This window comes from Fimbriimonadaceae bacterium (assembly GCA_019638775.1).
Lineage (GTDB): Bacteria > Armatimonadota > Fimbriimonadia > Fimbriimonadales > Fimbriimonadaceae > JAHBTD01.
Genome location: JAHBTD010000003.1, coordinates 417639 through 430814 on the forward strand (window position 1 = coordinate 417639; position 13176 = coordinate 430814).

13 protein-coding genes are annotated in these 13176 nt (G+C 55.2%); 8 read left to right on the top strand and 5 right to left on the bottom strand.

All coding sequences use genetic code 11. The annotated features are described in order from the left end of the window. Positions 1-64: 64 nt before the first annotated feature. The 5 genes from KF784_13555 to KF784_13575 all read right to left on the bottom strand — a co-directional run bounded on the left by KF784_13555 (position 65) and on the right by KF784_13575 (position 5654). Positions 65-1180 (bottom strand): ATP-grasp domain-containing protein, encoded by a 1116-nt coding sequence (locus KF784_13555; GenBank protein MBX3120087.1) that lies wholly within the window; start codon positions 1178-1180, stop codon positions 65-67. A 56-nt stretch (positions 1181-1236) separates the two neighbouring features. Further along, complete coding sequence (locus tag KF784_13560) at positions 1237-2139, bottom strand: hypothetical protein (protein ID MBX3120088.1); 903 nt, start codon at positions 2137-2139, stop codon at positions 1237-1239. Positions 2140-2143: 4 nt separating this feature from the next. Next, positions 2144-2908 carry an enoyl-ACP reductase gene (locus KF784_13565; protein ID MBX3120089.1) on the bottom strand — a complete coding sequence of 255 codons (765 nt, stop codon included), beginning with the start codon at positions 2906-2908 and terminating at the stop codon, positions 2144-2146. Between the two features lie 28 nt (positions 2909-2936). Further along, positions 2937-4211 carry a sigma-70 family RNA polymerase sigma factor gene (locus KF784_13570; GenBank protein MBX3120090.1) on the bottom strand — a complete coding sequence of 425 codons (1275 nt, stop codon included), beginning with the start codon at positions 4209-4211 and terminating at the stop codon, positions 2937-2939. A gap of 237 nt (positions 4212-4448) precedes the next feature. Beyond that, complete coding sequence (locus tag KF784_13575; GenBank protein ID MBX3120091.1) at positions 4449-5654, bottom strand: type II secretion system F family protein; 1206 nt, start codon at positions 5652-5654, stop codon at positions 4449-4451. A 252-nt stretch (positions 5655-5906) separates the two neighbouring features. On the opposite strand from KF784_13575, the gene KF784_13580 reads away from it, so the two are divergent. From KF784_13580 to KF784_13615, 8 genes are all read left to right on the top strand, one after another. Continuing rightward, complete coding sequence (locus tag KF784_13580; GenBank protein ID MBX3120092.1) at positions 5907-7931, top strand: RecQ family ATP-dependent DNA helicase; 2025 nt, start codon at positions 5907-5909, stop codon at positions 7929-7931. Continuing rightward, positions 7928-8809 carry a DNA-processing protein DprA gene (locus KF784_13585; GenBank protein MBX3120093.1) on the top strand — a complete coding sequence of 294 codons (882 nt, stop codon included), beginning with the start codon at positions 7928-7930 and terminating at the stop codon, positions 8807-8809. The genes KF784_13580 and KF784_13585 overlap by 4 nt, the downstream gene beginning before the upstream one ends. A 141-nt stretch (positions 8810-8950) precedes the next feature. Beyond that, the gene (locus KF784_13590; protein ID MBX3120094.1) at positions 8951-9559 is read left to right on the top strand and encodes a hypothetical protein; all 609 of its coding nucleotides are present in this window, start codon (positions 8951-8953) and stop codon (positions 9557-9559) included. After that, entirely contained in the window at positions 9559-10323 is a 765-nt protein-coding gene (locus KF784_13595; protein ID MBX3120095.1) for an MBL fold metallo-hydrolase, read from the top strand. The genes KF784_13590 and KF784_13595 overlap by 1 nt, the downstream gene beginning before the upstream one ends. Before the next feature lie 139 nt (positions 10324-10462). After that, positions 10463-10690 (top strand): hypothetical protein, encoded by a 228-nt coding sequence (locus KF784_13600; GenBank protein ID MBX3120096.1) that lies wholly within the window; start codon positions 10463-10465, stop codon positions 10688-10690. Between the two features lie 78 nt (positions 10691-10768). After that, complete coding sequence (locus KF784_13605) at positions 10769-11548, top strand: FliA/WhiG family RNA polymerase sigma factor (GenBank protein ID MBX3120097.1); 780 nt, start codon at positions 10769-10771, stop codon at positions 11546-11548. A 10-nt stretch (positions 11549-11558) separates the two neighbouring features. Beyond that, on the top strand, positions 11559-11792 hold the full coding sequence (locus tag KF784_13610; GenBank protein ID MBX3120098.1) for a hypothetical protein: 234 nt from the start codon (positions 11559-11561) through the stop codon (positions 11790-11792). Positions 11793-11895: 103 nt separating this feature from the next. After that, a complete protein-coding gene (locus KF784_13615; protein MBX3120099.1) occupies positions 11896-12942 on the top strand; it encodes a peptidyl-prolyl cis-trans isomerase in 1047 nt (348 codons plus the stop codon). Positions 12943-13176 lie beyond the last annotated feature (234 nt).

Sequence of the window (13176 nt, forward strand, 5' to 3'; positions counted from 1 at the left end):
TAAGGTCAGTTTACTTGAGCAGACTTAGGATGGGCATTGGTCTGTCCCAGCCGCAATGAGAAGTCTAGGCAGAGGTCCAGGCCTCATAGAATCGCATTCGCGCAGCCTTGGCCTTTTCTACGCAACCCTCACCGACCGCATTGAGGTGCCCCATCTTTCGCCCCGGCCTCGACTCGGCCTTGCCATACCAGTGGAAACGAATGCTCGGATCCTCCAAGACGGCTGTGAGCCCGCAACGAAAGTCATTCGCTCCCGCTTGTCCAAGGAGGTTCGCCATGCAAACGTCGTTGCCTTGTGGCCTTACTGTCGGCAGTCCCATCGCCAGCCGCACATGCTGCTCAAACTGAGTGATGCCACCCCAATCGAGGGTGTAATGTCCGGTGTTGTGGGGACGTGGGGCAAGCTCGTTGATCAGGAACTGCCCATCTTCCAATTCAAACATTTCGACTCCAAACAGACCATAGCCGCCAACTGCCTCAACCGCGGCGATGGCGACAGGAGTGGCGTCAACTCCGCTCGGGAAGACGAGGTCGCAAACGTGGTTGGTCTGGATGGTCTCCATCGTTGGAAAGGCTCCCGCGCCCCACTCCGAGATATAAACCATGGCCGCAACTTCGCGCTTGAAGGGCACAAAATCCTCAGCAAGCCAACCACCCTTCCCCCAAAGATCGCGATAAGAATCGAACTCGTCGCGAGTCTTTGCGTAGCGGGTTCCCTTGCCGTCATAGCCGCCAAATCGCGCCTTCAGGACCATAGGAAAGCCAATCGTTTCAATCGCCTGTTCGCCGTCGCTTTCAATGGCAAGGGCATTTGGCGAAGGCACCCCGGCCTGTTTCATCGCGTGGCGCTGGAGTAGTTTGTCCTGAATAATCTCAAGCGTTTCGATGCGAGGAACGATATCGTGGGCGTTAAACTTGGCTATCTCGCAGGCCTCACGGATGGCGTCAGCCGGGATGAATTCGTTTTCAAGGGTGACGCGGCGGCTCACTTGAAGAACCTCGGCGACCTTTTTAGGGTCGTCCAACTTTCCTATGATCGCTTCGGCTATCTGCGATGCCGGAGTATCTTCGCCTGGGTCAAGCGAGATGCACTTCAAGCCCATCCGTTGGGCAGCCTGAATCGACATTCGGGCGAGTTGCCCGCCACCGAGAAATCCGAGATCGAAGTCTTTATGTGACATGAGCTGAAGTTACGAAAGAAGGTACCAGCATCCGATAGCCGGTCTCAGGCCAAGGATCACGGATCGCTTACTTCTGCCTCTTCTTCAACCGCATCCACAATCTGACTCTTGTTCACAGTCAAATGAGTTGCCGTGTCCATATCCCGTTGACGGATAACCCCGATCAGTTCAGTCTCCGCGAACTGCACTCCCGCCTTGCCCGCTTCTTCTATGATCAATTCAACAATCGGATCAACCGGAGTGAGATCGGGAAGGGTCAAATTCAACGACACCTGACTCAGCTCTCTGCTTGCCAAGTAAAGGCCGAGCGCACGCACCCCCAAAAAGCGCTCGTCGCCCTCACGGCGCAACCCACGTATCTTGCGAGCGGTGCGTTCGGCAAAGCTGCCATCGTCGTGCTTAAAATCAACATTCATCGCGATCAAGAAATCGCGAACGCCCATCACGGTCACACCAAGTCTGGGGTGGGCGCGAACTGGACCGTAATCCGGGTTCAACTCTTGGTCGAAGAGTCCTCCGAAACCGCCCTTGCGCAAGCTCGGCAGGTCCGCTTCATGACGCCCCCGTTCTGATTTCTCATAAAGAAAAACGGGCAAATCATACGTGGTCGCAATTTCCTCTGCGAAGCGATCGACCATCTCTTGAAGGTCAGTTGCGCTGAGGCTCAACTCGTTCTCAAGCACCACGAAGGGGCAAACGTCAAGAGCTCCGACCCTTGGGTGAACGCCAATATGTCGGTTCAGATCGACAACGTCAAATGCCTCTTCGCACAGAGTCAGCAGCGTCTTCAAGACCCTTTCGGGTGGCCCACTAAACGCCGATACAGTGCGGTTATGGTCGATATCGGAGTCGCAAAAATGAAGTCTGTGGCCGTCGCAGAGGATCGTGTCCTGGAAGGTCTGAAGGAGCCGGCGGTCGCGGCCGAAAGACCAGTTCGGGACGGTGAGCAGACGGGACATTTTTTCACATGCCTACGATGTTGTATCCGTTATCAATATAGATGACCTGTCCAGAGACTCCCTTGCCGAGGTCACTCAAGAGATAGACGGCTGATCCAGCCACCTCATCTTGCCCAAATTCACGTTTTAGCGGCGCACGCTCATGAACGTACTCGATCATTCCCAGCAGCCCTTTCACGCCACGAGCAGCCACGGTATTGATCGGCCCTGGGCTCAGAGTGTTTACGCGAATGCCGCGTACACCCAAATCGACAGCCAGATAGCGAACCGACGCCTCCAGAGCGGCCTTGGCAACGCCCATGACGTTGTAGTTTCCGACCGCACGGACCGAGCCGAGGTAGCTCATCGTCAGCACGCTGGCATCGTCATTGAGGATAGGCTCAAGCGTGTGACACAGCTTCACGAGGGAATAAGCAGAGACATCAAGCGCCGTCTTGAATCCCTCGCGGGAAGTCTCGATAAAACGTCCGGCAAGGTCTTCACGGTTGGCAAAGGCGGCGGAATGAACGAGGAAGTCAAGCTTCCCATACTTTGCCGCCGCAGCATCTCGTAGCGCTTCCAGCTGATCGTCAAACGAAAAGTCGATCATGAAGGGGGTCATGCGCTCGAAGCCGGAAGCAAGCTCTCCGACCTTTTCCATCATGCGTTCGTTTTGCGCGCCGACGCCTACATCGGCGCCGTGATTGTGCGCATGTTCGGCTATCGCCCAGCCGATGGAGTTCTTGTTCGTGACGTTGAGGACGAGACCCTTCTTACCTGCAAGAAGCATGCCCCGAGTATAGCGGAAAAGCGGGCGCTTAGGCCGCCCGCTTTGCTTTCGAAGATTCTGGATTAGGCTTCGGACTTGCGCTCTCGATGAGCTGCTCTGCCGACTTTCCATTCTCTGGGAAAGAGGAGTGCAGAACTTCGATGCGCACCTGTCCGGCTTGTGCCAAACGATCAGACATCCATGCTTCGATCTTTTGCGTCAATCGCTGACGGACGATCAGAGCGTTCGTTCCTGTCGCAGGCAGAATGATTCCGAACGTTGACGCCCCGCATCGACAGACCAAGTCGAGTCGTCGAATCTGACCCTTCAAGAAGTCAGCAATGTCAGCCAGGAAGTCCGTGACGCTGTCGGGACCATAGAAAGCGCGCATCGACTCCAGTCCTGTAACGTGGACCATGGTCAGAGCTACCGCGCCGCCTTCAGACGAAGCGCGATGAACCTCTTCCTGCAATCGAGAGTTGAAGTACCCTTCGGTATAGACTCCAAGTTCGGGGTCGATCACATCGTAATCCAGTTCCGAAGCCTGTCGTCGCAGAACTCGATCCTTAACTTCCTCAGCCGACATAATCTTGCGCAGCTTTGCAAGCGACTGTCGCAGGATGTGCGAAACATAGTTGCACGAGATTCCAAGCTTGCTCGCAATCTCAGTCTGGTTCATGGCATCGAAGTGAAAATGCACGAGAACCTGGCGCTCAAGATCGCGAAGTTGGGCCATCGCACTTTCCAGCAGAACTCTGTCCTCAACGCTCAGCTGCTCAGGGCAGAAGTCGGAAGCATCAAGCCTCTCGACATCGGCATCGGAGTCGTCGTCAGTCGGCGCTGAATCCAAGGAAGCCACTTTAAGAAGCTCTTGAGTTTGGAACACCTCGCGGATGGCAGTTTCGCTAACCCCGATCTCTTCCGCAATCTCAGCCTCGCTGGGGTTGCGTCCAAGATTCTGCTGCAAAATTCCCGCAGCGCGGTTCACCTTGTGCCGCAACTCTTGCAGCCAAGCGGGTTGGCGAATCGTTTGGGAACGATCGCGTAAATAGTGCTTTATTTCTCCGGCGACAAGATAGGTGGCGTACGTCGTAAAACGAACACCTGCCGTCGGATCGAACTTAGATAATGCGTTGAGCAGTCCGATAAACCCAACTTGTACAAGGTCCTCTTGGGGCTCAAGTCCGCTGAAGCGTCGGGCGACGCGCTCAACGAGGCTCCCATAGTGGACAAGAATTAAGTCTTTAAGATCGGCACGAGGATTATCCAAGTACCGTAAGACCAAACTTTCAGGATCTTCATTTAGACCAAATGCCTGCGACATTCATCACTCCATTGATGTTCTGACCAGTGTCTGCTATCCTTGCTGACACTCGAAGGCTACATCTGCCTTCTCTACCACTATTTGACTTTTGAGAGTGGCCGCTCCCCAATCTATGATCGGCTTCTCCCTCTTGCTACAATTATCAGTGCAATTCTCCGATCTTCGGTTCTTCCCCATCCTAGGGTTTCTCCGGCAATCGGACCGAGGCAGCAGCAATCTGCTGCCCCGAAAATCGTTCTACTTCACGCTGTTGACGAGCTTGAAGATCGGCGTCATAACCGAGATCGCAATAAATCCGACGACGCATCCCATAAAGATGATGAGCATCGGTTCGATCATCGAGGTCAGTCCCTTTACCGTGGCTTCAACCTCGCTGTCGTAAAAGTCGCCAACCTTGACGAGCATCTCCGACAGGCGTCCTGACTCTTCACCGATGTCGATCATGGTCGTAACCATGGTCGGGAAGAGCTTCGACTCGGTGAGCGGTGCGGAGAGCTTCTGCCCTTCGCGGATCGCTTCTCGAGTTGTGTCGATAGCCTCGCTCAAAACGACATTGCCCAGGGTTTCGCCGACGATCTCAAGGCTCCGCATGATCGGAACACCCGAGTTAATCAACGTTCCGAAAGTTCGGGAGAATCGGGCGACGCTCATCTTGAGCGTCAACTCTCCCACAATCGGAATCCTAAGCTTGATCGTATCAAGCTGATACCGGCCCTTGGGCGTCTTGCCCCAGGCCTTGAGGCCAAAAAATGTTCCGACGGCGGCCATGACGATCACATACCAGAACTGGTTCATGAAGTCGCCGATGGCAAACAGGCCAGCGGTGACGGGCGGAAGTTCGACGTCCATACCCGTGAAAATCTCTTTAAACTTCGGCAAAACGAAGCTAAACAGAGCAAAGAGCATGACGACGGAGAAGCAAAGGACGAGGACGGGATACATCATCGCCGCCTTGATCTTGCCTCGGATTTCGTTCTCATACTCCAAGAAGCCTGCCAGACGGTCGAGGATCTCATCCAAAATACCGCCGAGCTCAGCCGCTCGAATCATGTTCACAAAGAGCTTGTTGAACACGACCGGATGCTTCACCATCGCTTCGTTCAGGGCTGTACCCCCTTTAACGTCCAGACTCATCTGCTCAATGGCTTGCTTCAAAGTTGGGTCTTTGCACTGCCCAGCCAGAATGTCCAGACATCGAAGAATGGGAATACCGGCGTCGATCATCGTTGCGAACTGTCGCGAAAAGACGACGAGGCTCTTTGGCTTCATCTTCTTCTTGCCGTAAGATTTGGCGACCTTCGCCTTCTTCGATGTTTTGATGTCGGTACAGTGCAGCGACATGTCGCGCAGCTTGGCAAGCACGAGAGACTCGCTCTCTGCCTCCATCACCGACTTTACGGTTCGACCTCCGGCATCAACCGCCGTGTAAGCGTACAATGGCATTCCTTTCTCCTGGGTACAGCAGCCCCGCCGATCATGTTCGGCGTAACCTACATAAGTGATTCTCGGCAAACGGCATTCGGAAGCCCACGCGAAATACCAGGAGTTTTTCAAAAAACAGCATTCTGGCAAATATACGTTAGCCCCTTTCCTGCCAGAATTTGAACCTGACGTACGATTGGCGGCACGTTCCAAATCCCTATGAAATCGAGTTTTCCACACGGTCCCACCCTGTCTCTTGAAGAAGGGTTGACGGTGCTGCGTACAGCATTTGGTGAGGAAGCAGACTTTAGGGACGGTCAATGGGAAGCGATCACCAAGACTCTTCAGCCGACTTCTCGCCTCCTCGTCGTCGAAAGTACGGGTTGGGGGAAGAGCGCGGTCTACTTCTTGGCGACCCTTGCTCTGCGCCGTCAAGGCTCGATGGCGCTGATCGTCAGCCCACTGCTTGCCCTCATGCGCAACCAGCTTGAGCTTGCCGAAAAAATGGGAGTTCGTGCGGCGGCGATCAACTCAGCTAACGTCAAGGACTGGGAAGGGGTCGAAGCCCGAATCTTGACAGGCGAAGTCGATGCTCTTTTCGTCTCTCCCGAGCGTCTCGCCAACGAGCGCTTTCGCTCCAAAATTCTCGGTTCCATCATTCCAAAAGTCGGGCTGTTGGTGATTGACGAGGCCCATTGTGTGAGCGATTGGGGACACGACTTCCGACCGGATTACAAGCGCGTCATGCGCATCGTGCCCGACCTACCCTCGTCTGCATCGGTCCTCGCCACAACCGCCACCGCAAACGAGCGTGTCATCCAAGACCTGAAATCACAATTTGGCGAAACGCTGCAGATTCAACGCGGCAAGTTAATGAGAAAAAGCATCCGGCTCTCTGCGTTCGACCTCCCGTTGCCTGAACAGAGGCTTGCATGGCTTGCCAAGTATCTGCCTCGCTTCGACGGAACCGGCATCGTCTACACCCTCACCATTCACGATGCCGAAATGGTGTCCGCGTGGCTAAAGCAACAGGGCCATGAAGTGGAGGCGTACCACGGAGTGCTTGACCCTGAAGAACGACTGCGTCTGGAAGACGCCTTCTCCCAAAATCAGCTCAAAGCGTTAATCGCAACCTCAGCGTTGGGAATGGGTTATGACAAGCCGGACGTTGGGTTTGTCGTCCACTACCAAATGCCCGGATCACCCGTGGCATATTATCAGCAGGTCGGGCGTGCCGGGCGGGGTCTGGAGACGGCCTTTGGTGTGCTGCTCGTGGGCCAGGAGGATGAGGACATCGCCGAGCACTTCCGATCCACATCAAGCCCACCCAAATCCGCCTTCGAAGCGGTCTTCCGAGCTCTGAGCGCAAGTCCGTTGCCCTTGCACGAAATCGTGGAGCAGGCAAGACTCCGGCAAAGCATCGTCCAGCAATGCCTCGACATTTTGGATGCAGAGGGGCATATCCGGTCGGGTCCAGACGGGCATACCCTTTTGCCATCTGTGAGCAGCTTCGACCTCGAAAGAAGTGAGCGAGTACGAGCGCAGCGTGAAGAAGAGATGCAGCAGATGAAGGCCTATGCCCAAACGCAAAAATGCCGGATGGTCTCTCTTGCCCAACTCCTCCACGACGAAGCAAATGAAACGTGCGGTCGCTGCGACAACTGCAAGCCGTTGAGTCCGATCAAGCTCGACGAAGATTTCATCGAGGCCGCGCGCCGATTCATGATGGGCCTCGCCTATGAGATCGAAGCGAAGAAGATGCTTCCCATCGCTCAGGCGAACATGAAATCTCGGCGAATCCCAGCCGAGCAGCAAGTGAGCCCCGGCCTTGCGTTGAGCAGCTATGGCGATCCCGAGTGGGGACGCATGGTACGCGAAGGGAAGTATCAGGAAGATGCGTTCGGAAAGGAGCTGATCGACGCGTCATTGGTGGCATTGCGGCGCTACGAGATCAAACCGGATTGGGTGACGTGGGTCCCCAGCTCGCGGCATCCTCATCTCTTAAAGAGGTTTGCTGAGCAGATTGCCGCCGAGCTTGGCGTGCCTGCGACAGAAGCCGTAACCAAGGTCGAAAGCAACCAGCCCCAAAAGCTCATGCTGAGCACGGCAGCCCAATTCTCCAATGTTTGGGATGCCTTTGAAGTGTCAGGGGCCAGACCTGGGACGGTGCTACTGGTGGACGACGTCGTCGATTCCGGCTGGACTCTCTCGGCGATTGGCCGCAAGCTCCGGCTCGCAGGGGCTGACAAGGTGATCCCCTTCGCGCTGGCAACGGCACGTCCACGGAGGCAGCGATGAGAACACTCTTCACGGTCGCCCTAACGACGCACCTGATCCCAGGCCGGAACTCCGTCCCCCCCAAAATTTGGCGTGAATTGCGAGGCTGTGTAGCCAGTGCGTCCTCCGCCGAGGAGGTCATCGAGTATTCCAACCGAGTCCTAGCCCCCACCGATGCGACGCGAGTCGCCGCCTGTTTTGAGGACCTTCACGAATACGAAGACGCTTTGGCAACTCTGAGTGAGACCGACATCTCTTGCGTGACTGAATTCGACGATAACTATCCGCAAAATTGGATTCGGAAGTTAAGCGGGAAACATCCTGCCGCGATCTTTGGCTCCGGAAATCTCCCCTTGCTCAACGCGCGATCAATCGGTATCGTAGGCTCACGGGCGGTCGACGATGCCGGGGCGGCCTTCGCGCGCCAGGTTTCTCAAGAGGCGGTACGCCTGGGCTTCATTGTGATTTCTGGCGGCGCCAAAGGTGTGGATCAAGTGGCGACAGAAGCCGCAATCGCTGCGGGTGGGGAAGCGGTTGAGATCGTTCCCGATTCCATGCTTCGGCGGGTTCTTGCTGGCCTGTCAGGTCCTAATCGATTGCTAGTCACGCCCTACCAGCCCGATGCTGGATTCTCGGCGGGGAACGCGATGGGCCGCAACAAGTTGATCTATGCGCTGTCGTCAGGAACGGTGGTGGTCTCTTCGAGTCTTGGAACTGGCGGGACGTGGTCAGGCGCAAAAGAGGCGATCATGAAGCGGTTTTGTCCGGTGCTGGTGCGGTCTGCGGAGAATGCACCTCCCGGGAATCGTGCGCTAATAGAGTTGGGGGGCAGGCTTTTGGGGGACGTTGGGGAGTTGGAGGCTGTTCTTGAGAGCAGTGAGCCAGGGGCGTTGTTTTGATGCGAAGGCAGGAAAGTCCGAGTAGGCTCACTCAACTCTCACGCACTCTGCACAAATAGCATTCTCTCCACCCCAACCACGCCCGCACACCCTCGCCGTAGCGCCCGACTTGACCCGTGGGTCTATAATTGCCTGCAAGCTATGGCGGATATCGTTCAGGTCTGGCAAGAGGCTCTCCCCGAAATCAAGAAGAGTGTCACGGGCGTTGGTGTTTGGGCGGCGCTCAACACATGCAGGCCCGTCGCCTTCGAGGAAGGCACCTTCGTGCTTGGCTTGCCGTTCGACGCCACGGAGCTCTCCGGGCATCTGCGTATCCCAGCCACTCAGCGTACGATGGAGGTTCAACTCGCCCAGCTTTTGAACGAACCCGTCAAGGTACGCATCATCGACGGTGTCACTTCAACGGAGTGGGAGCTTGCCAAAAAGCGCGACTCCGAAACAAGACGGCTGCAGGAACACGCCATCGCCAAGGCCCGCGCCGAAAGCGAAGCCCGGATGAGCTGGGAAGGGTTGTACGAGCAGGTGAACCGGCTGTACTCCTCCATCCAGAACAAGTCGCTGCCCCAAAACCGCGCGAAGTTCTACCTTGAGGCGGTCCGTCTACTTGGTGAGGCACGCAAAGCTCAGCCTTCGCATGACGACCTTAGCGAGCGGAACTTTGCTCGATGTATCGAGCGAGTGTCGCAATACAGCGAAGTCAGCAGCACCGTCGTTGCCATTGAGGTCTTGCGCGCCGCAGGCGAGTTGTGATGGCCGAGGTCGTCGTTCTGGGCTCCGGCACAAGCAACGGTGTGCCGATGCTCGGCATGGACTATTCGCCCGATTTCCTCGCTAACCCTAAAAACCACCGCATGCGGTGCAGCATTGTTCTCAAGGGGCCAGAAGGGAATGTGTTGGTGGATTGTTCGCCCGAAATGCGTTTGCAGATGATCCGCGCCGACATCAAGCGCATCGAGGGCGTCATCATCACCCACACCCACGCGGACCACATCATGGGGATGGACGATTTGAGATCGTTTTGCGTGGCTCACCGGATGGATATTCCGGTCTTCACGTACGAGCGATATCAGGACGACATTCGCCGGATCTTCGCCTATGCCTTTCAAGATCACGGAGACCCCGAAATCCTCGTGCCCAGGTTTATCCTCCAAGAGATGCCGCCCGTGCTCGAAATGGCTGGGCTGGAGATCGAACGTCTGGACATCTGGCACGGCGAATGGCCGGTTATCGGGCTAAGGATCAACGATTTTGCTTACCTGACCGATGTGAACCGCATCCCCGACGAAGTCATGGCGAGGCTGTCTGGGCTTGATACTCTCATCCTTGATGCCGTGCGGTACCGGCCCCATCCGAACCACTTTAACTACGATCAGGCGATTGTAGTTGCCCAGACGATTGGCGCAAAGAAAACATACTTCACCCACTTGAGCGCCGACTACGATCACGACATCGTCAATGCCGAATTGCCAAAGGGCATCGAATTGGCATACGATGGGCTATCGATAGGCCTTTGAGCAAAATCTGAGCGATTACTATAGGTTTTTTAGCGAGAAACCTCGCAAAAAGCCTGCACAAACCCTAAAGTAACCTGCGAAAGTTGCCAGGATTTAACGTGAGGCTTAGCCTTGGTTCCGGCGTACGGAGATTGGATCGATGCCTAAACTGATCGGAGGACTGACTGCACTAATAGCTCTATCGGGCGGAATTCTTGCTCAGGTCGATCCTATGACGACGGTCGTCAGAGCGGGTATCGCATTCTTGGTAGCGTACGTTCTCACCATGGTTTGGTATGTTTTCTTTGCAACCCAGGTGCAACCGATCCGATTGAATCCGGTTAAGCGAAGAAAAGCCGACCCAGAGGCCGAGGCAAAGGTAGTCTAGTAATTCTTCGAGTAAAGAATCAAGAAATCTTAAAAGGGTGGAATAAGGTTCATAGAACCTACAAGAGGTGGAGTTAGCGTGGCACTGTCAGCCGAACAACTAAAACGAGCGTGGATCGACTTCAAAGTTTACAAGAGACTTGATGCACGCAGCGAACTGATCAATCATTATGCGTACCTGGTCAAGATCACATCTGGACGTCTGGTAACAAGCTTGCCCGGAGGACTGGATCGTGAAGACCTGATCGGCTCCGGAGTTATAGGATTGATCAAGAGTGTCGATCAGTTTGACCCCACCCGAGACGTAAAGTTTGAAACATATGCGATCGCACTCATTCGTGGCGCGATTCTCGAAATGCTTCGAGATGAAGACTGGGTGCCGCGTTCCATCCGCGAAAAGCTCAAAGCGCTCGACCGTACGGTAATGCGATTGGAGACAACGCTGGGAAGACCCGCCACCGAGAAAGAGATTTCCGACGAGATGGGCATCCCCGCTCAAGACGTATCCGAACTCCTCGTCCGAATGGGCCGCACCAACGTTTACAGCCTCGACGACATTTTGACTACTGGCGACGGCGACGATCATATCCACTTCGTCGAGCTGATCGTCGATGAAGACTCCAATCCAGCCGGAGAGATCGAAGGCCGCGAGGTCCGCCGAGTACTCGCTTCCGGCGTTGACAAGCTTCCCGATCGCGAGCGGCTCGTCGTTGCCCTCTACTACTTCGAAGGTTTGACATTCAAAGAGATCGGCAAAGTGCTGGGCGTGAGCGAGTCTCGCGTTTATCAGCTCCATACACAAGCCATGAACCGGCTTCGAAACCACATGCATTCGGAGGGGACGGTTCCGGCAAGGTAGGTAACAGCCCATGGCTGACATCATCCGTGTTCAGCCGACCACTGCGATACCGAAGGTCCAGAACCAGACCTACAGAGTCCAAGGCTCCGACGGAGCCGAGGATCATCGACGCCAGCATGAGGAGCAAGAAGCGCCTCATGATAAGCTCGAACTTCACGACGAAATCGTCGAGTCCGAAACGCCGCCCGAGACCCTCAATCCACCAACCTCATCTGAGGACAACGGTCTCGATATCGCCGTCTAACTTAGGCGGTGGCACTATTCTTGCCCATCAACGGTTGTAACGTTTGGGTCAGAAGAGAGATATGCCGGTAATTTCACCAGGCTGGTATCCTATTCTGAACTCAATGAAAGAAGGATTAACCTTGATGAAGTACTTGACGATAGCGCTCGCAGCCGGTGCTGCATTGGCGATAGTTGGTTGTGGTTCGAAGGGAGCCGCGCCGTTGGCGACGATCAACGGCGAAGACGTGTTCACCGAAGAGTATTACAAGACTCTTGAGCGATTGCCCACAGTTCGTGTGCAAACCGCGCAAGGTGCGCAGGACGTCCAGGTTTCAGAATCGCTGGCATTTCAAGCCCTCAAGCAGACCGTTTATAACAAGGTCTTGCTGCAGCTTGCAAAGGACGAAGGCGTCTATCCCACCAGCAAAGACATTCTCGACGAACTCGAATTCCAGAAAGAGGTCGATAAGTCGTTCGGGGACCGCCTCAAGCAGTCGGGATTGACCATCGACATGGTGAAAGAGCAGATCCTCATTCAGCTTGCTCAGGAGAAGCTGGTCACAAAGGGCATCAACGTCACCATCCAAGACGCTGAGAAGTTCATTAACGACAATCCCAAGCAGTTTATGCAGCCCGCGACGATCAATGCGAGCTGGATCTTTGTCAATTCCGACGCCAAGAAGGCACAGGCCGATCAGGCGCTTTCGACAGGACAAGCTTTTAGCACTGTCGCAATGCAGTACAGCGAAGCGCCCCAAGCCAAAGAGCTCGGTGGACGTTTCCCAGTCGAGAGACTAGATACGGTTGGCCCGCCCTTTGACAAGGTTCTCAAGGAGACCAAAGAAGGAACGATGTCCGAATGGGTCAAGGCAGAGAATTCGTGGGCGAAGTTCTATATCGAGCGACGAACCGAAGAGCGCCCGCTCGTTGTTGACGACCTGCTGAAGCGCCGAGTTCGCCGCCAGCTTGCCCTGCAAAGAGGAGCGCTCGCCGTCGATCTTGAGCGACGCGTCACCGACAAGATCGTAGCCAGCAAAATCACGATCGAAAGGACCGATCTTCAAGAACCCTGGAAGCGTTTGGTCGATGAGGTCAAAAAGCAGCGGGCTACCGTTGGAACCACGGGCCCAACGCCGGGTTCAGAAGCCGGTACACCCCCCGGACAGTAAAGTCTGCTACTTCACCAAATACATCCGTCTCCCCAGAAGTAAATTCTGGGGAGACTTTTTTGGGTTTTGCATGATGAGCGACTCTTCGAACACCGACAATCTCCTATAGAGACACGGTATGCCGTCAGCAATCGAAATCGATAGCATCGGCAGATGCGTGTCCCTAAAATCTCTGAGGAGGGAAGGACGCATTTTGATGCCGATTGATCATCAGTGTGTTCAGAACGGGAATGG